This is a genomic window from Mycobacterium sp. E136, assembly GCF_001666865.1.
Classification (GTDB): domain Bacteria; phylum Actinomycetota; class Actinomycetes; order Mycobacteriales; family Mycobacteriaceae; genus Mycobacterium.
In genome coordinates, this window is record NZ_LZJE01000027.1 from 1 (window position 1) to 1,035 (window position 1,035).

Below are 1,035 nucleotides of genomic sequence, written 5' to 3' on the forward strand. Positions count from 1 at the left end.
ATCGCCGAGGCCAGGCGCATCGTCGCCGCGGGCGTGGTCGACCGAGCCAGGGGTGAAAGGTTCGTCGCCGCCGCGGTAGTAGGCCAGCCCTGATGCGGCCAGCTCTTCGTCGGTGGCCGGGAAGTACTGAGCCCAGACGGCGGCCGGATCCGGTGCGGCCATCGCGGCGTCGTAGCGTTCGCGGCCTCGGGGCGTCAACGCCACCCCGCGGGCCTCGACCTCGCCGAAGCGCACCCGCAGCACGCCCTCCGACACCGAGCCGTCCGGCTCGCGAAAGCGCCGCTGCTCGGCGAGCGCGCGAAAAGACGTCTGCCGCAACAGCACCGGTGGTGCGTCGACGCGCGGTGGGCCCTGGATCGCGTCGATCATCGTGATACCGCGATTCGTCATCCGGCGGTACAACTCGTCGATGTCGAGCACCCGCGGTGTGAGGTGGTTGATGTGGGTGGTGGTGACGCCCGCGATGTCGGCCGCCACGGCGGAGACCCTGCTGAGTTCCTCGTACCATCCGCGGTCGATGGGTGCGCGCGACAAGGCGAACGCGGCCACCGCGGCGGCGACGAACCTTTCACCCCTGGCTCGGTCGACCACGCCCGCGGCGACGATGCGCCTGGCCTCGGCGATCAGCGCAGGGTCGAACAGCTGCCGACGGGCCACGAACTGCTCGACCCGACCGCGTAGCTCGGCGGGAAAGAAGCGGGCGTCGGGGGTGGCGAGCATCGACGTGAACACCCGAAACGGATTGCGGGCCAACTCATCCGGATCGATCGGGCGAAACGCCGTGGACACCACCGGAACCGGCGCCGCCGCCTCACGCAGATCATAGAAGCCCACCGGGTACATGCCGAACGCCTCGAACAGGTCGGCGACGTCGGCGAGTTCGGCGGCGCTGCGGACGCCGAGCGTTTCGGCTCGCTCGAACGCGTCACCGCCGAGCGGCACGGTGCGATCCGGGTGGGCAGCGCCGCCGAACTCGCCGACGTCGCCGACCTGTTCGAGGCGTTCGGCATGTACCCGGTGGGCTTCTATGATCTG

At 70.3% G+C, this 1,035-nt stretch carries 1 protein-coding gene and 1 pseudogene; one reads left to right on the top strand and one right to left on the bottom strand.

Going from position 1 to position 1,035, the window contains the following annotated elements:
• Positions 1-891 (bottom strand): annotated as a pseudogene (locus tag A5698_RS29240) (2-oxoadipate dioxygenase/decarboxylase family protein); the annotation flags it as partial.
• On the opposite strand from A5698_RS29240, the gene A5698_RS27775 reads away from it, so the two are divergent.
• A partial coding sequence (locus tag A5698_RS27775) for a 2-oxoadipate dioxygenase/decarboxylase family protein (protein ID WP_502688860.1) occupies positions 820-1,035 on the top strand: 216 nt, incomplete at its 3' end. The pseudogene A5698_RS29240 and the gene A5698_RS27775 overlap by 72 nt on opposite strands.